The sequence below is a fragment of the Vibrio albus genome (genome assembly GCF_003144035.1).
GTDB lineage: Bacteria > Pseudomonadota > Gammaproteobacteria > Enterobacterales > Vibrionaceae > Vibrio > Vibrio albus.
The window spans coordinates 65,687-83,287 of the sequence record NZ_QFWT01000002.1; the positions used below are offsets into that span (position 1 = coordinate 65,687).

The window sequence follows — 17,601 nt, forward strand, 5'->3', positions numbered from 1 at the left end:
CTATGCTTACCGCTATCAGAAAAAACGGGGCGATACTAGCTATCTTTGCCTGTGCGTCAGCCGGGTTGGTAGCTGTCACCAACTATCTGACCCAAGATCAAATCCTGCGTCAGCAACAGGAACGTTTAAAAACCACCTTGAATCAGGTTGTTCCCCATTCGTTACATGACAACGAACTCTTCTCTGCATGCACACTAGTGCAGAGTGAACTACTGGGAACCCAAGAACTTCTGCATGCGTATCTCGCCAGAAGAACCGATGGCTCCCCCAGTGGCGCAGCCATTGAAGCCATTGCCCCTGACGGTTATAACGGGGCGATTAAGCTTATTATCGGCGTGGACTATAAGGGTACCATCACCGGAACGCGGGTACTTGAACATCAGGAAACGCCAGGACTTGGCGACAGGATTGATATTCGTATTACTGACTGGATTCTCAGTTTTACCGGTAAAAAGGTCACCAAAGACAATCTGGATAAATGGCAGGTACGCAAAGACGGCGGAGAGTTCGACCAGTTTACCGGCGCAACAATTACGCCCAGAGCCGTCGTCCGGGCTGTCAAAAACAGCGTGATTTTCTATAATCAGAATCGTGAGCAGCTGTTTGCTCAGCCACTTAACTGTGGAGGAGAGAAATAATGGATCATAAAAATCTGATCAAAGAAGGCATGTGGAAAAATAACCCGGCGCTGGTTCAGCTGCTGGGGCTGTGCCCTTTGCTGGCGGTATCGTCCAGTATTACCAATGCCCTGGGTCTGGGGATTGCAACAACATTAGTACTCATTGGTTCCAATCTGACGGTTTCTCTGGTCAGAGAGTATGTACCTAAAGAAGTACGAATCCCTATCTTTGTTATGATCATCGCCTCTCTGGTGACCTGTGTACAGCTACTGATGAATGCCTACGCCTACGGACTGTATCTGTCACTGGGTATCTTTATTCCTCTGATTGTAACCAACTGCATTATTATCGGCCGGGCAGAATCTTACGCTTCGAAAAATGCGCCGTTACCCTCAGCTCTGGATGGCTTCTGGATGGGCATGGGTATGAGTTCAGTACTGGTAACACTGGGTGCTATGCGTGAAATCCTGGGTAATGGAACCCTGTTTGACGGTGCCGATTTATTACTGGGAAGCTGGGCCGCCTCTCTGAGAATCGAAGTATTCGAAGTCAGTAATAATTTTCTGCTGGCTCTGCTTCCACCCGGTGCCTTTATTGGAGTGGGATTTATGATCGCATTAAAGAATGTGATTGATTCCAAATTACAACAGTCAGCCTCAAAGCAGAGGCAAAGTGATGTTGAGCATGTTAAAGTGACTCATTAAATAAAAAAGAGTCTGATCTCATACCATTCAGACTCTTATAAAAGTCAGACACGCTCAATTACACTATGAACAATACAAAACGAGTCGAAATACTCAAGCGGCTCAGAGAACATAATCCAAACCCGCAGACAGAGCTCAACTGGAACAGCCCATTTGAGCTGCTGATTGCGGTCTTATTATCGGCTCAGGCAACAGACGTCAGCGTAAACAAAGCAACCGATAAACTCTATCCGGTTGCGAATACGCCACAAACCCTATTAGAACTGGGTGTCGATGGCGTTAAGGAATACATCAAAACCATCGGCCTGTTCAACTCTAAAGCAGAAAATGTCATCAAAACCTGCCGCATGTTACTGGAAAAGTATAACGGCGAAGTTCCTGAAGATCGCACCGCTCTGGAAGCATTACCGGGGGTCGGCAGAAAAACAGCAAACGTCGTACTGAATACCGCTTTTGGCTGGCCAACGATTGCTGTTGATACCCATATTTACCGCGTTTCCAATCGTACCAAGTTCGCGATGGGAAAAACGGTTGATGACGTTGAACAAAAGCTGTTAAAAGTCGTACCAAAAGAATTCAAACTGGATGTACACCACTGGCTGATACTGCATGGACGTTATACCTGCGTCGCGAGAAAACCTCGCTGTGGCAGCTGTATTATCGAAGATCTGTGTGAGTATAAAGACAAAGTTTATCCGGACGAATAATTTCAATTCAAAGGGGAAAACCATGGCAAACGGAAGAGTATTACACACCATGCTACGCGTGGGTGATCTGGACAAATCTATCGAGTTTTATACTGACGTTATGGGTATGAAGCTGCTGCGAAAAAACGAAAATGCCGCTTACGAGTATACACTGGCTTTTGTCGGTTTTGGTGATGAATCAGAAGGTGCCGTTATTGAACTGACCTACAACTGGGGCACCAGTGAGTATGATATGGGTAATGCTTTTGGTCATATCGCGATTGGCGTCGACGATATCTACTCTACCTGTGATGCTATCAAGGCGGCAGGTGGTAATGTCACCCGTGAACCTGGTCCGGTAAAAGGTGGCACCACTGAGATCGCCTTTGTGAAAGACCCTGACGGTTATATGATCGAACTGATCCAGAATAAACAAGCGACAGCAGGTCTGGAAGGGTAGGCTTCACGCTTGCTAACACCCAGATTATTCTCGTTCCGACACTCCTGCGTAGGAACGAGAATCTGGAATTGTCTGGGATCAGGCCGCTTGTTCTGACTGTATAACCTCTTCCAGACTGTGAGGATGCAGTTTGATACATACGCCGTCTTTCTTAAATGCCACGGTTGGATTTGCCAGCCGTTCAGCCTCTCCTTTTGGACTCGATAACTTCGCCTTTATGCCCATTTCAGACAAAGATGCCCATTTACGCTCTAATTCTGGAAAGCGTTGTTTTAGATCAGCAAGATACTCGTCCGCCGTCTGCGCTTTTGAGTGAATAACAAATTCGACATGCTCCCATCCCTGGGCCGGGTATATCTTCCCTTCCGCAGGATAAGGCAACTCGAGACAATCCACTGACCAGTCAGCAAAATGAATACCGTTCGTCAGCTTAAACACGATAATGGGCCTACCGTTTATATGTGCTGAAGATATTTCTTTTCCCAGAGTCTTCCATACGTTATGCGCTTTCTCAGCAAGCATCGGGCTATTAATGCGTAATGCAATATGGTCAGCCTGACAGGAGCGAAGATCTAGTCCTAGTTGCGATAATAACTCTCTCACTCTTTCTCCAAACGCCTCTAAACAATCAAGCATCTGTTCTGGTGTGAGTCCGTATTCCTGTAACTGTTCGCTCATGACTTTGGCCTTATTGTTAACGAAACGGCTTATATTACCTTCCCAGCCCCAAAATTCCTTTTCTGACACGAAAAAAAGTAGGAAAAATCGTTTTTCGCCGACTGTTAGCGTGCGCTGTAAATTGATATGATTAGCACCATTTTTATGATCAGATAAAGTATGCCCACCAGTTTATACCTTCCGGTATCTATCAATTTGCATACTAAGACAATTCGAAGAATTGAAGGAAACGCGTGTGAATATCCAAGCACTAATTAATGACAAAGTATCTCAGGCTTTAGAAGCCGCTGGAGCACCAGCCGGAAGCCCTGCTGCTGTACGCCAATCAGCAAAACCACAGTTTGGCGACTATCAGGCAAATGGTGTAATGGGTGTCGCTAAAAAACTAGGGACGAACCCTCGAGAATTTGCACAGAAAGTACTGGATGTTCTGGATCTTGATGGTATCGCAAGCAAGACAGAAATCGCGGGACCAGGTTTTATCAATATTTTCCTTAGCGAAGCGTTTTTGGCTCAGCAGGCAGAAGCAGCACTTAGTGACGAGCGCCTTGGTGTCGCAAAAGACGAAGAAAAAACTATCGTTGTTGACTACTCAGCACCAAACGTTGCAAAAGAGATGCACGTCGGCCACCTGCGTTCAACGATCATTGGTGATGCGGTGGTTCGTACCCTTGAGTTTTTGGGCAACAAAGTTATCCGGGCTAACCATATCGGTGACTGGGGTACCCAGTTTGGCATGCTTATCGCGAACCTCGAGCGAGTGCATCAGGAATCTGGTGACGTATCAATGGAAATCTCCGATCTGGAGGCTTTCTATCGCGAATCGAAAAAAATGTATGATGAAGATGAGGTCTTCGCAGAAAAAGCACGTAATTACGTAGTAAAACTGCAGGGTGGCGATCAGTACTGTAATGAGATGTGGAAAAAGCTGGTTGATATCACCATGACAACCAATCAGCGTAACTACGACCGCCTGAATGTGTCTCTGACCAATGACGATTTGGCGGGCGAAAGTATGTACAACGACATGCTTCCAGGCATCGTTGCTGATCTGAAAGAAAAAGGGATCGCGACAGAAGATGATGGTGCTCAGGTTGTTTTCCTTGATGAGTACAAAAACAAGGAAGGCGATCCGATGGGGGTTATTATCCAGAAGCGTGACGGTGGCTTCCTGTATACGACAACGGATATTGCGTGTGCTAAATACCGCTACGAAAAACTGGGCGCAGACCGTGTTCTGTACTTTATCGACTCACGTCAGCACCAGCACCTGATGCAGGCGTGGACTATCGTACGCAAAGCTGGTTATGTGCCTGAAGAAGTGACACTAGAACACCATGCATTTGGCATGATGCTGGGTAAAGATGGTCGTCCATTTAAGACTCGTGCAGGCGGAACCGTTCGTTTGGTTGACCTGCTGGATGAAGCAGAAGACCGCGCTTATAAGCTGATTGACAGCAAAAACCCAGAGCTTTCCGAAGAAGAGAAAAAAGACATTGCTGCAACGGTTGCAATGGCATCAGTAAAATATTCAGACCTGTCTAAGCACCGTACCACCGATTATATTTTTGACTGGGACAACATGCTGGCGTTTGAAGGTAATACTGCCCCATATATGCAGTATGCTTATACTCGTGTAGCGTCTATTTTTGCCAAAGCAGGCATTCCTATGGATCAGCTTTCAGGCGACATCAGCATTACTGATGAAAAAGAAAAAGCCCTGATCGCCAAACTGCTTCAATTTGAAGAAGCCGTTCAGTCAGTCGCAAGCGAAGGCCAGCCTCATATCATGTGTGGATACCTGTTTGAGCTTGCTGGTCAGTTCTCAAGCTTCTACGAAGCATGCCCGATTCTGGTAGCGGAAGATGAATCAGTTAAGCAGAGCCGAATGAAACTGGCCGCTCTGACAGCAAAAACCATCAAACAAGGTCTGTCGCTTCTGGGTATCAATACACTGGATCGTATGTAATACAGGCTCTGGTAACAGGTATAAAGAATCTTTACTTATTAAGGAATAAACCTATGGCATTTACACTGCATCCCAGGCTTGAAAGCGATACTGACCTGATTGGGGAGTTTCCACTTTGTCTTGCTTTACTCAGTAAAGATGCAAGCGTGCCATGGGTTATTCTTGTACCAAAAGTTGATGGTGTACGTGAGATTCACCATATGCCCTTGCAGGATCAGCAGCAGTTTTTGCTGGAAAGCCAGCGAATTAACTGTGCGTTGGAAAAGCTTTTTATGCCAGATAAGCTTAATTTTGGCGCATTGGGTAACCTGGTGCCTCAACTTCATGTTCACCACATTGTTCGCTATATCTCTGATGAAGCCTGGCCCGGCCCGATATGGGGTAATACGACCGGGAAACAACGAACAGAAGCAGAGCAGACGCTTATGATCCGCCAGATAAGAGATGAATTAGCCAAAGATCATAATTTTCAGTACTGATACTATGTATTTCATTTAATACTAAAAGCGCTGAGTCCATCGACTCAGCGTTTTTTTGCCTGCTGAAACCATCCTTATCTCAACCCGGCTCTAACCTCTCTCTGACTGACCGATTTAACGTTAAAAACGTCAAAAACCAGCATGTTAAAACCGTCAAATTAGATGCTATGGAAAGGGATCTTCTTAATACTTCCAATAATAAAAACTGAAGAGAAACAAAAATAACCAGCAAAAACAACAACTTAAATAAACCATAAACAAAGTGTCGTTTTTGTTATATCCACTTGTCGTTATTTATATAAATAAAACCATTCAACACATTTATAGTTTCTCCATCGAAAAGAAACACATTACTGAATTCCAGAAGTGGTATGGCATCCGCCATGCCACTCCGGCAGCAAGCGAAGGTGTCTTTGACACCCGTGGTATGGTCCCCCCGGCTATACCACGATTTTTTTTTGCCTTTTTTACCCCCACCGGCCTTCTATCCTTACTGTTTTCTCTTTCTACCCGTTTATCTACAAACCAAAATCAGCCTTTGTTTATCTACAAATAAAAAAACCAGTAGTTCAGAACTACTGGCTTATTAATTCAGACCAATTTAAATTTAGAACCAGCGCTCCAATACAGTCCGGTCAAGCTGGCGAAAGGCCCGATTCAGGATTAAGGCTAACTCTTTATATCTGGGTTGCGGTTTAACCGGCTCTAAAGCGACACCTGACTCAGTGATTTTCTGATGCAATTCTCGATACCAGCCAGCAAGCCCCGGAGGAAGCTGTGTATTAGAACGAGTTCCCAGCCACCAAATCCCCTGCAATGGCAGACTAATGGCAAATAATGCCACCACAATCGCCTGTGGAAGCGCCTGCTGGTTCTGAAAAACCATCTGAGTTAACACGCTGATGGCTGCCACAGCCGGCATTATTTTAATACCGAACCTGGTCGCCTTTATAATGCGGTTCTCCGGGAAAATCGGTGACAACTCTTTTCTCATTGGCCAGGTGCTCATGTACTTCTGACCATCTCTTAAACTGTGAACCAGTCCGGGGTTACTCCTCATACCGACCTCTCACTAAAAAAAAGTTGAATAATTCAACAAAAACCATAAAAACTTTGACAAAAGTTAATATTTACTCAAAATTTTTTTGTTATCTTGGGCTATTATCGTTATCCTTTGCAAGCCCTTAATGTCATTGTTGACCTTATTCTTAGATTAGGCAAATTAATGACGTTCTTTGCAAGGATTATAAGCTTTATCACACCAAAAGTGTGATAGCAAAGCAATAGGGATTGTTGAAACATATCTCAGGATCTTAGTGGGACATTTAGTCTATTTTCACTAGGCTTATGAGGGTTCTTCACTCAACTCGATAATTATTCAGACGATACAGGTAACCAACACATGTCTAAGCTGGTTTTAGTTTTAAACTGCGGAAGCTCCTCCCTTAAATTTGCCATTGTAGATGCAGTAAATGGCGATGAATATTTAACAGGTCTTGCCGAATGTCTTCACCTTCCTGAAGCTCGCATTAAGTGGAAGCTGGATGGAAAGCATGAAGCACAACTTGGCGAAGGTGCTGCGCACGATGAAGCTCTACAGTTCATCGTAGAAACTATCCTTGCTTCTAAGCCAGAACTTGCTGAGCAACTGAAAGCGATCGGCCACCGCGTGGTACACGGAGGCGAGAAATTTACTCAATCAGTACTGATTGATGACGACGTACTTAAAGGTATTGAAGACTGTTCAACACTAGCACCTCTTCATAACCCAGCTCACATTATCGGTATCAAAGCAGCACAAAAAGCATTCCCTGAACTGAAGAATGCCGCTGTATTTGACACAGCATTCCACCAGACTATGCCTGAAGAAGCTTACCTGTATGCGCTTCCGTATAACCTTTATAAGGAAAACGGTATCCGTCGTTACGGCATGCACGGCACTTCACACCTGTTTATTGCACGTGAAGCAGCAGAGCGCCTTGGCAAACCAGCTGATGAAGTTAACATCATTAACTGTCACCTGGGTAACGGTGCATCTGTTTGTGCCATCAAAAACGGTAAATCTGTAGACACTTCTATGGGGCTGACTCCACTTGAAGGTCTGGTAATGGGTACTCGTTGTGGTGACATCGACCCTGCTATCATTTTCCACCTGCACGACGCACTGAACTACTCTGTAGAAGAAATCAACACGATGCTGACTAAAGAGTCTGGTCTTCTTGGCCTGACCGGCGTAACTTCTGACTGCCGCTTTGTTGAAGACAACTACGGCGAGAAAGAAGAAGCGACTCGTGCGATGGATGTTTTCTGTCACCGTCTGGCTAAATATGTGGCTGGCTACACGTCGACTCTTGACGGTCGTCTGGACGCTATCGTATTTACTGGCGGTATCGGTGAAAACTCTGCACCAATCCGTGAAATGGTACTAAACCGCCTGGGCGTATTTGGTATTGAACTGGATGGCGAAGCAAACCTGAAAGCTCGCTTCGGTGGTGAAGGCGTTATCACTTCTGCTGACAGCCGTATCCCAGCAATGGTTATTTCTACTAACGAAGAACTGGTCATTGCAGAAGATACAGCTCGATTAGCAAATATCTAATTAAAGAATCACTGGCTAACGAAAGTTAGCCAGTTTTGTATTGGGGCCCAATAAAATTCATAAGAACCATTGGGCTTTCTTTTCCCCGGATAATTTAGAAGGTAATCTAAGAATGTCCCGAACTATCATGCTTATACCCATTAGCGCTGGTGTTGGTCTTACCAGTGTTAGTATGGGTGTAATTCGCGCGATGGAGCGTAAAGGCGTCAGTGTTTCGTTCTTTAAGCCTATCGCCCAACCACGTCACGGTGGCGATCAACCTGACCTAACTTCCACCATTATCGAAGCCAACAGCAATATCAAAACCGCTGAACCGGTTCAGATGTCCAAAGCAGAAGAGCTTTTGGGTAATGAACAGATGGACGTTCTGCTGGAAACGATCGTTGAGCGTTACAATCAGCTCAATGATTCAGCTGTGACTCTGATTGAAGGTCTGGTCCCAACCCGTAAGCACCCGTTTGCTAACCAGGTAAACTACGAGATCGCCAGTACTCTTGGTGCTGAGATTGTTTTCGTGGCGACTCCAGGCACTTACAACCCTGTTCAGCTAAAAGAGCGTATTGAAATTGCGGTATCTAACTTTGGCGGAACCAAGAACAAGAGCATTTCAGGCGTTATCGTCAACAAACTGAATGCACCTGTCGATGAAGAAGGCCGTACACGCCCTGACCTGTCAGAAGTCTTCGATGATGCTGACAGTGCAATACAGGCTAACATCGATGCGATGGAAATCATCAACTCCAGCCCTATCCGGGTTCTGGGTTGTGTGCCATGGAATATCGAGCTGATTGCCACTCGTGCCATCGATATGGCGAAACACCTGAAAGCTGAAGTGATTAACGAAGGTGAACTAACCACTCGTCGTATCAAGAGCATCACTTTCTGTGCCCGTTCTCTGCCACATATGGTTGAACACTTTAAGCCGGGTTCACTGCTGGTAACTTCAGCAGACCGTCCGGATGTTATCGTTGCAGCGGCTCTGGCTGCTATGAACGGCGTAGAAATCGGTGCCCTGCTGCTGACTGGTGGCTATGAAATGTCAGACAAAGTGGCTGACCTTTGTAAGCGTGCATTCGATACTGGTCTTCCTGTGTTCTCTGCAGAAGGCAATACCTGGCAGACTTCTCTGAACCTTCAGAGCTTCAGCCTTGAAGTACCTGCTGACGATAAACAACGTATTGAGTTTGTTAATGATCACGTTGCTCGCCATATTGACGGTCCATGGATCGACTCTCTGGCAGAAAGCACTCAGGCTATCCGTCGCCTGAGCCCACCAGCATTCCGATTCCAGCTTACAGAGCTGGCGCGTAAAGCCGGTAAGCGTATCGTACTACCGGAAGGTGATGAACCTCGTACCGTAAAAGCTGCGGCTATCTGTGCAGAACGTGGTATCGCTAACTGTGTACTTCTTGGTAACCCTGACGAAATCCGCCGTGTTGCGGAGCAGCAAGGTGTAGAGCTGGGTGCAGGCGTTGATATCATCGACTCTGCCAAAGTACGTGAAAACTATGTGCCTCGTCTGGTTGAACTGCGTGCTAAGAAAGGCATGACAGAAATTGTTGCCCGTGAAAAACTGGAAGACTCTGTATTCCTTGGCACCATGATGCTGGAAAATGGTGAAGTTGACGGCCTGGTTTCCGGTGCTGTTCACACTACCGCAAACACTATCGTTCCTCCGTTCCAGATCATCAAGACAGCTCCGGATACGTCTATCGTATCATCTATCTTCTTTATGCTGCTGCCTGATCAGGTTCTGGTATACGGTGACTGTGCGATCAACCCAGATCCAACAGCAGAGCAACTGGCTGAAATCGCTATCCAGTCTGCTGAATCTGCAAAAGCATTCGGTATCGACCCTCGCGTTGCTATGATCTCCTACTCTACTGGTACATCTGGTAAGGGTGCGGATGTCGATAAAGTACGTGAAGCAACTGAGCTGGCACAAGCTAAACGTCCTGATCTGGTTATCGATGGCCCACTTCAGTACGATGCCGCTATCATGGAAAACGTCGCTGCTTCTAAAGCACCTAACTCTCCTGTAGCCGGTAAAGCGACGGTATTCGTATTCCCTGATCTGAACACTGGTAACACCACTTATAAAGCGGTACAGCGTTCAGCGGACCTGGTTTCCATCGGTCCAATGCTGCAAGGTATGCGCAAGCCTGTAAACGACCTGTCTCGTGGTGCTCTGGTTGACGACATCGTCTACACCGTTGCTCTGACAGCGATTCAGGCTGCACAAGCTGAATAAACTAGAAAAATAAAAGCCTATTAACAATTACAAAGTTAATAGGCTTTTTTGTATCTGTCTGTTTGTATAGTCTCTAGAAGCGTAGCGATCTAGCCTCTAGTTTCGTTACGAACCCTGAATACCTACAATCAACCATGGAGCATTCGGAATAGTCAGATCACGCTCCAGATGCCAGGTATCATCGATATCCTCTTCAACACCTTCAACGGCATCTCTGTAGCGACCTTTAAACTGCAGGCTTAGCTGCGCATGTGAAGCATCATAGTCTGCACGCACAATCTCAGCGTCGATATACATCACATCCGTGTGCTGCTCGCCTTGTAACTGGGCCCGCTCTTCTTTTAACTGTTCAAACAGCTCAGTCGATACGTATTCCTGAATGGTGTGCAGTTCGTTATAGTTCCAGGCACCCTGAATAATACGGTAGTGTTCCCGCGCACCGTCAATGAAAGCGGTGTGATCAAAGCCCGGCGGAGTGTTATGCGGCACATCACTATGCCCGGTAGCGCCAAAGCCCGCAGACTGAGGCTGATCGACATTCTGGAAATTCGGCTGGCTTGTTTCGAACTGTTCAGAGCCCGTGTAGGCATACCCCTGCCGCTGGTTCATGCTACCCGCTTTAGCACCCAGCATACCGCGCATAAACTTAAAGATGAAATAAGCGATAAGACCAATAATTAAAATATCCATAAACTGGATACCGTTAAAAGCACCGCCAAAGAAAGCAGCCAGCAGACCACCTGCAAGCAAACCTCCAAGAAGTCCTCCCATCAGACCCCGTCTGTTCGTCTGAGACGCTGTTGGCTGTTTGTTAATTGAACTGGTGTTAGTCGCTTTTTGTTTAGGGGCTGGAGCCGTCTTAAACAGCTTACCGAAAGATTTCCCCCCTCCGAACCTTTTGGCTTCTGCGACTGGTGTAACCGCCACTGACAACATTAACAGTGCAACGATTGCAAAAATACGTTTCATCTTCTTCCTTTTTACACAGTATTGACACAATCATCTTACCGTTATCTGCTGACTTATCACACCCCACATATAGCATAATTAATAATTATTTATACTGTTAAACCTATCACTAATAGAGCATTGACTCTTCTGCTATCTTGACGCTGTTCGCATCCCCCAATACAATTTGAACATTGTTCATTTAATGCAACTAACCATTTAAAATAACTCATCATGGCACGCAGAAACGATCATACCCGGGAAGAACTTATAGCGCTGACACTGAGCACCGTAAAAGAGTTTCTTACCGACCACCCTCATCACGAGCTTAGCCTGCGGAAAATTGCAGGGATGATTGGTTATGTACCCAGTACGCTGGTGAACATATTCGGCAGCTACAACCTACTATTGTTACGTGTCGTTGCTCAGACCGTTGATGAGCTACAGGCAGAATCTGTCACCGCGTTAGAACCGGTACAGACACCGAAACAGGCTTTGTATGAACTAGCCTGGTGTTATCATGACTTTGCCAAGCAGAACCTTTACCGATGGCAGTTAATTTTTCAACACAGTATGAACGGGGAGTCTCTGCCTGAGTGGCAAACTGAACGCATTAGCCAAATGACCAGCATGCTGGAAAACATATTAGAACAACTGGCACCATTACGCTCAGAGCAGGAGCGCCTGGAAGCCAGCCGGGTACTGTGGGCTGGTGTACATGGGATAACCCTGTTGAGTGTTGATGATATGTTTTATGCCTCCACGCCTGTCGATGGCCGGCAGTTGATCGCTAACCTCTTGGACAACTACCTGGAAACCTGGCAATAATAATGCGGGCTCTCATCTCATTCGGGTACAGTCATTATGTCTACTGAAGCTTCTCTACTCACCCAGCGACGTTTTCTGCCCTATTTTATCACCCAGTTCTTCGGGGCATTTAACGACAATATCTTTAAAAATATCCTACTGCTGTTTGTTGCGTTCGCGGCCACCGATACGCTTCCTGTGTCTTCTAATCTGTTTATCAACCTGGCTGCCGGGTTGTTTATTCTGCCGTTTTTCCTGTTTTCAGCGACTGCCGGAGCTCTGGCCGATAAATATGATAAAGACTGGTTTATCCGCCGGGTCAAACAGGCAGAAATCGGTATCATGATACTTGGGGCTATCGGGTTTCTCACCCATAGCTACCTGACCCTGTTGTTGCTACTGTTTCTGATGGGCACCCAGTCAGCCTTCTTTGGCCCGGTCAAATACGCTTTGCTGCCACAGCACCTCAACCAACGTGAGCTGGTGTCCGGTAATGCACTGGTCGAAACCGGGACTTTCCTGGCGATTTTACTTGGTACCATCGGGGCCGGAATTATCGCCTCGCACGAACATTCGGTCACCATAGCAGCCGCAGCCGTCGTACTGTTTGCCCTTACCGGCTACCTGGCCAGCCGCTATATTCCTCTGACACCGGCTGCTGATCCCAAAGCCAGCGTTCGCTGGAGGCCAATACGGCATACCAGACATACGCTGTCCATCGCCAGAAGTGACAGGATCATTCAGCAGGCAATTATGGCCATCAGCTGGTTCTGGTTTCTGGGAGCCTGTTATCTTACGCAGTTCCCTAACTTTACTCACCTTCACCTGAACGGAAGCGAGAGTGCCGTCTCTTTCTTATTGGCGCTATTTTCTATCGGTATCGCCCTTGGCTCCCTGTTGTGCGCCAAACTATCCAACCACAGAATCGAATATGGCCTGGTACCCATCGGCAGTTTTTTTATCACCATTTTCGGTGCACTGATGCCATTATCCATACCGGAACAACTGCCAGAGTTCACCACGTTTACCCAGTTCATTGTCTTTCCTTCTCTTTGGCCGGTATTCGCCAGCCTGCTCTTACTCGGGGCTTCAGGAGGCGTATTTATTGTCCCTCTCTACACGCTCCTTCAGCAAAGAGCGAAGGCGACGGAACGCTCACAGGTAATCGCAGCCAATAATATTTACAATGCGTTATTTATGGTCGGCAGTGCGCTGCTTGGTATCGTCACTCTTTCTGTTCTAAAGATGTCGATTCCCGAGCTGTTTGTACTACTTGCTGTGCTGAATCTGATCATGGCTGTCTATCTGTTTTTTCAGGCCCCCATATTTGTCACCCGTTTTCTGGTCTGGTTTCTCACTCATACTATGTACCGGGTGACGCACAAAAACCTGCATCACCTCCCTGAAGAAGGAGGAGCGCTTATCGTGTGTAACCATGTCAGCTATATGGATGCGCTTCTTCTGAGCGCGGTGTGCCCTAGACTGATCCGTTTTGTGATGGAAGAAGAGTATGCAAACCTGCCGCCTCTGCGCCGTTTCCTGAAACGAGCCGGGGTAATACCAATTGCGCAGGACAACAACCGTTCGATACGGCGAGCCTTTACAGAAGTGGAACAGGCCCTGCATGACGGACACCTTGTCTGCATTTTCCCGGAAGGACGCTTAACCTCTGATGGTGAGATGAACGAATTTATGCGTGGTATGGATATTATCCTGCGGCGCTCCCCTGTACCTGTCATTCCTATGGCCCTGAAAGGATTATGGGGCAGCTATTTCAGCCGTTATAAGGGACGCGCCTGCAAAGGACTCCCCGAACGTTTCTGGTCTAAATTAGAGATTGAAGCGGGTGCTCCAGTTGACCCGAAACAGGCTACCGCAGACATTATGCAGAAAAAAGTCGCCCGGCTCAGGGGCGACTTTCGTTAAGCGTTCAGGCCTTAACCCGGCTGAAATAGCGATGGTTATCAAAAAACCACTGGTTAACCGCCTGCCGGGGGGCCTTAATCCCCTCACTTGCCATCAGTTCATCTGGCATCAGGTAATAAGCAATCGGCCATTTATATTTTTCCAGCTTACCGGCCAGATGATTTTCCAGATACAGCTTCTCTGGCATTCTTTCACAGGCCAGTACCGCTACCGGACGAGCACCAAACTCACTGTCAGCGACAGGGATCACGACGGAATAACGAATGTCAGATAACTCGTTAAGTACCCTTTCTATCGACTCACAGTGGATATTCTCTCCACCGGACACAAAAAGGTTATCTTCCCGCCCCAGAATTTTGAGCTCACCATCCTGCCAGTCTCCCAAATCCCGGGTATTAAACCAGCCGTTCTGGGTCAGTGGTGTCAGCTTACCCTGCTTATAATAGCCCGATGCCAGTGTCTTGCCGCCAATATAGATATACTTACCATCAACTTTCAAATCACGGTTGGGCAGAATATCCCCAACACCTTCTTTGCCATCTACCTGTTTAGCCGTCACTGTTGAGGCTGACTCTGTCATGCCATAACCCAGCCAGGTTTCAATACCCTGCTGGCGGGCTTCCTGAGCGAGGCTGACGGGAATACGCGCTCCGCCCAGCAGGACATGAGTCAGAGGCAGTTTCACCCCTTTTTCAAGCAACCGCTGCAACTGAGTCGGAACGAGAGAGGCATGTGTGGCTCCCTGCAGATCCGCCTGCAAATCTTTCCCTTCACCAATGATCAGCTTTGCTCCAGTGAACAGCCAGCGCCAGACAATCGCCAGTCCTGATACATGGTACATGGGTAAACTTAACAGCCAGCTATCCGTTTGGGTAAAGCGCAGTTTCTGTAACAACCCGTCCGCAGAAGCAATATGCTGGGCCGCGCTGTGAGCAACAGCCTTAGGTTCTGCAGTTGATCCAGAGGTAAACACGATGCTGGCCAGATCCAGAGGATGGTCCTGATACTCCTCTCCCCAGTCAATATGACGGAAAAAAGAGGTAGAAAGATCAACCGAACACAAACTGGAGAACACCGATTTCTGCTGCGAGGTCATATTCTCCAGTACCTTCCCATGTCCCTTACCCAGCCATACTTTGTCTGTACCTAAGACCTTCAGCTTAGCCTCCAGGCGGGTAAAAGGCTGAGGTGCCAGCAAAGCACATAATGCCCCGATATTCAGACAGGCAAGATACAAGAGTAAGAGTTCTACGGAATTTTTCGATACTGCGGCAATCACATCGCCGCGGCTTATGTCCTGTTCACGCAGGCACTGACTCATATTATGCACAGCATCGTCCAGTTGCGCCCATGAGATGCTGGAACCAACACTGCTGAGTGCAATGTCCTCAGGCCTGTCCGAAGCCCATTTTTTCACTAGACGATACAAAGAATAATCCATCACACCTGCCTGCCCGTTAATCTAATGACTACTCCAGACCAGCTCCTGATCTGCCAATGACTGCACCGGAAGTTCACACCCTGGCCACGTAACTTCCAGCTGAGCCTGATAAAAACGCATGGTATCCAGCCCCGGAACCTGATCCGGTGTCTGCCATTTGGCCAGCCGCGCCAGTTGATTGAGTGCCAGACTGGATTCAATAGAAGAACTGATCACGACGCCCATACCCTGCCGGTTCGCCTGCTCAATCAGGGAGATACAACGCGGTACCGAACCAATCAATGTGGGCTTGATAACAATCACTTTTGCCCCGGTTAACTCTGTCAGGTCAAAACCTGGTTCCCTGACAGCCTGCTGTAAGGTTTCATCCCAGGCGATGGCAATACCAGTCTCAATAGCAAATGAAAAGCTCTTGCCCGGTTCTTTACACGGCTCTTCCAGGTATTCTATCCGGTGACGGAATGACGGGTTAATATAACTGGCAAATTTACTCGCCTGCTCAGCAGTCCAGCTTCGGTTGGAATCCAGTCGTAACATGAGTTCCGGCATACTTTCCAGAAACAGGTTGACGATCATGCCATCTCGGATAGGCTCGTACATCCCTACCTTAACTTTAGCAACTTTACGCTCACTCGGGATCATATTCAGTAATGGCATCATACCATCCGGATCACCGGTACAGAGCGGCGCGGCAAAGTAATTCCCTTCTTGAGGTAACTCACCTTTGAGCTCACAAACCGCCATAGACAGAGCAAAGGCAACCGAAGGGTATTGTTCATCGTAGGTAAATTCCGTTCCTTTCACCCACAACTCCAGTTGGAGCTGAGCCTGTAGCCCTGCCTCCTCGGCGGTTTCAACGCTAAAACCAGGTAACGGCGCGATTTCACCATAGCCGGTCTGGCCATCCTGAGTTAGCTCAACAATCCATCCTTCACGTTCAGTAAGTTTATTGTCACGTAAGACAAAGCCGCTATCCATGGGGAGTCGGTAACGGTATAGTTTTGCTTGACGCATGGTAATATTTCTCTTGATTTTTATTTTGTAGGGTATGTTCTGAAGTAACACCGAATACAGAGCGCTTCGCTTTGAGAATACAAAAAAGCAAAACCAGTTGAACTTCTGTAATCTTAAGGACGCTAGCGGCCGCTCTGTATTCTTATTCTTTATGGATTCCTCGGAAACTTAGAAAAGTCCGGACGACGTTTTTCGTTGAATGAGTTACGGCCTTCCTGACCTTCTTCCGTCATATAGAACAACATGGTGGCGTTACCCGCCAGTTCCTGCAGACCGGCCTGACCGTCACAGTCAGCATTTAACGCAGCTTTCAGACAGCGCAGAGCCATCGGGCTATGCTGCAGCACTTCACGACTCCAGCGAATGGTCTCTTTTTCCAGATCTTTAACCGGTACAACCGTATTCACCAGCCCCATATCCAGCGCTTCCTGAGCATCGTAGAAGCGGCATAAGAACCAGATTTCACGGGCTTTCTTCTGACCAACGATACGAGCCATATAAGATGCGCCCCAGCCACCATCAAACGAGCCTACTTTGGGCCCGGTCTGACCGAACTGCGCATTCTCAGCCGCAATGGTCAGGTCACACATCATATGCAGTACATGACCGCCACCCACCGCATAACCGGCAACAGAAGCAATCACGGGTTTTGGACAGGTACGGATCTGACGCTGGAAGTCCAGAACATTCAGATGGTGGGTGCCTTCATCATCCCGATAGCCACCGTAGTCGCCACGGATCTTTTGATCACCACCGGAACAGAAGGCATCTTCACCCAGCCCGGTCAGAATAATCACACCGACTTTCTCGTCATAACGAGCATCGGCCAGTGCTTTCAGCATCTCATTAACGGTCTGGGGGCGGAACGCATTGCGCACCTGGGGGCGGGCGATGGTGATCTTCGCGATTCCATCTTCAGATTTGTGGTAATGAATATCTTCGTAACCGGAGCTACAGTCACTCCAGTTTACCGGTGCATACAATTCTTCTTCAGTAATTCCAACGGTTCTTGCCATGGT

General features: G+C 47.4%; 16 protein-coding genes. 10 read left to right on the forward strand and 6 right to left on the reverse strand.

Features of this window, described 5'->3' with window-relative positions; all coding sequences use genetic code 11:
- Window positions 1–2: 2 nt before the first annotated feature.
- The 4 genes from rsxG to gloA all read left to right on the forward strand — a co-directional run bounded on the left by rsxG (window position 3) and on the right by gloA (window position 2,470).
- Window positions 3–638: an electron transport complex subunit RsxG gene (gene rsxG, locus DI392_RS03935; protein ID WP_109318610.1), complete on the forward strand. Its 636-nt coding sequence runs from the start codon at window positions 3–5 to the stop codon at window positions 636–638.
- Entirely contained in the window at window positions 638–1,324 is a 687-nt protein-coding gene (locus DI392_RS03940; RefSeq protein ID WP_425445676.1) for an electron transport complex subunit E, read from the forward strand. Before rsxG ends, DI392_RS03940 begins: the two co-directional genes overlap by 1 nt.
- Before the next feature lie 65 nt (window positions 1,325–1,389).
- A complete protein-coding gene (gene nth / locus DI392_RS03945) occupies window positions 1,390–2,031 on the forward strand; it encodes an endonuclease III (RefSeq protein WP_109318612.1) in 642 nt (213 codons plus the stop codon).
- Window positions 2,032–2,053: 22 nt separating this feature from the next.
- Window positions 2,054–2,470 (forward strand): lactoylglutathione lyase, encoded by a 417-nt coding sequence (gloA, locus tag DI392_RS03950; RefSeq protein ID WP_109318613.1) that lies wholly within the window; start codon window positions 2,054–2,056, stop codon window positions 2,468–2,470.
- Between the two features lie 78 nt (window positions 2,471–2,548).
- Here gloA and DI392_RS03955 read toward each other — a convergent pair whose 3' ends face one another.
- Complete coding sequence (locus tag DI392_RS03955) at window positions 2,549–3,148, reverse strand: VOC family protein (protein WP_109319017.1); 600 nt, start codon at window positions 3,146–3,148, stop codon at window positions 2,549–2,551.
- Between the two features lie 235 nt (window positions 3,149–3,383).
- Here DI392_RS03955 and argS point away from each other — a divergent pair, with 235 nt between their 5' ends.
- Both argS and DI392_RS03965 read left to right on the forward strand, forming a co-directional pair.
- Window positions 3,384–5,117 carry an arginine--tRNA ligase gene (gene argS, locus DI392_RS03960; RefSeq protein ID WP_109318614.1) on the forward strand — a complete coding sequence of 578 codons (1,734 nt, stop codon included), beginning with the start codon at window positions 3,384–3,386 and terminating at the stop codon, window positions 5,115–5,117.
- Between the two features lie 53 nt (window positions 5,118–5,170).
- On the forward strand, window positions 5,171–5,596 hold the full coding sequence (locus DI392_RS03965) for an HIT domain-containing protein (RefSeq protein WP_109318615.1): 426 nt from the start codon (window positions 5,171–5,173) through the stop codon (window positions 5,594–5,596).
- Between the two features lie 607 nt (window positions 5,597–6,203).
- Here the strand turns inward: DI392_RS03965 and yfbV are convergent.
- Entirely contained in the window at window positions 6,204–6,656 is a 453-nt protein-coding gene (yfbV, locus tag DI392_RS03970) for a terminus macrodomain insulation protein YfbV (RefSeq protein WP_109318616.1), read from the reverse strand.
- 342 nt (window positions 6,657–6,998) lie between these two features.
- On the opposite strand from yfbV, the gene DI392_RS03975 reads away from it, so the two are divergent.
- Both DI392_RS03975 and pta read left to right on the forward strand, forming a co-directional pair.
- Window positions 6,999–8,195 (forward strand): acetate kinase, encoded by a 1,197-nt coding sequence (locus DI392_RS03975; protein ID WP_109318617.1) that lies wholly within the window; start codon window positions 6,999–7,001, stop codon window positions 8,193–8,195.
- A 112-nt stretch (window positions 8,196–8,307) separates the two neighbouring features.
- Complete coding sequence (pta, locus tag DI392_RS03980; RefSeq protein ID WP_109318618.1) at window positions 8,308–10,446, forward strand: phosphate acetyltransferase; 2,139 nt, start codon at window positions 8,308–8,310, stop codon at window positions 10,444–10,446.
- Between the two features lie 105 nt (window positions 10,447–10,551).
- Here the strand turns inward: pta and DI392_RS03985 are convergent, their stop codons facing one another.
- Window positions 10,552–11,415 carry a Tim44 domain-containing protein gene (locus tag DI392_RS03985; RefSeq protein ID WP_109318619.1) on the reverse strand — a complete coding sequence of 288 codons (864 nt, stop codon included), beginning with the start codon at window positions 11,413–11,415 and terminating at the stop codon, window positions 10,552–10,554.
- A 213-nt stretch (window positions 11,416–11,628) separates the two neighbouring features.
- Between DI392_RS03985 and DI392_RS03990 the strand changes: the two genes are divergently transcribed.
- Window positions 11,629–12,222: a TetR/AcrR family transcriptional regulator gene (locus DI392_RS03990; protein ID WP_109318620.1), complete on the forward strand. Its 594-nt coding sequence runs from the start codon at window positions 11,629–11,631 to the stop codon at window positions 12,220–12,222.
- A 36-nt stretch (window positions 12,223–12,258) separates the two neighbouring features.
- Complete coding sequence (locus DI392_RS03995; RefSeq protein ID WP_181388355.1) at window positions 12,259–14,127, forward strand: MFS transporter; 1,869 nt, start codon at window positions 12,259–12,261, stop codon at window positions 14,125–14,127.
- A gap of 4 nt (window positions 14,128–14,131) precedes the next feature.
- On the opposite strand, the gene menE is transcribed toward DI392_RS03995, so the two are convergent.
- The 3 genes from menE to menB all read right to left on the reverse strand — a co-directional run bounded on the left by menE (window position 14,132) and on the right by menB (window position 17,598).
- Window positions 14,132–15,568, reverse strand: a complete 1,437-nt coding sequence (gene menE, locus DI392_RS04000) for an o-succinylbenzoate--CoA ligase (RefSeq protein WP_109318622.1) — start codon at window positions 15,566–15,568, stop codon at window positions 14,132–14,134.
- Between the two features lie 21 nt (window positions 15,569–15,589).
- On the reverse strand, window positions 15,590–16,582 hold the full coding sequence (gene menC / locus DI392_RS04005; RefSeq protein WP_109318623.1) for an o-succinylbenzoate synthase: 993 nt from the start codon (window positions 16,580–16,582) through the stop codon (window positions 15,590–15,592).
- Between the two features lie 149 nt (window positions 16,583–16,731).
- Window positions 16,732–17,598: a 1,4-dihydroxy-2-naphthoyl-CoA synthase gene (menB, locus tag DI392_RS04010; protein ID WP_109318624.1), complete on the reverse strand. Its 867-nt coding sequence runs from the start codon at window positions 17,596–17,598 to the stop codon at window positions 16,732–16,734.
- Between the last annotated feature and the right edge of the window lie 3 nt (window positions 17,599–17,601).